At 70.9% G+C, this 230-nt stretch carries 1 protein-coding gene; it reads left to right on the plus strand.

Features of this window, described 5'->3' with window-relative positions:
- Nucleotides 1-230: SDR family NAD(P)-dependent oxidoreductase (locus ACR9ZK_RS23820; RefSeq protein WP_481344369.1), on the plus strand; the 230-nt coding region annotated here is incomplete at both ends.

Genomic DNA, 230 nt, shown 5'->3' on the forward strand with positions numbered 1-230 from the left:
CTCGTCCACAACGCGGCCTTCACCGGCACCTCCGGCGTGCCGGGCTACGCCGTGCCGTTAGAGGAGCAGACCGACGAGGCGTTCACGATGGCCCTCGCCCTCAACCTCACGGCGCCGTTCTCGCTGACCCGCCGCATCGCGCCCCTGCTGCGTGCGACCGGCCGCGGCAGCGTCGTCAACGTCTCGAGCATCGACGGGCTCGTCGGACCCAACATGGGGCTCTACGAGGG

This window comes from Monashia sp. HAY1-5C (assembly GCF_056755255.1).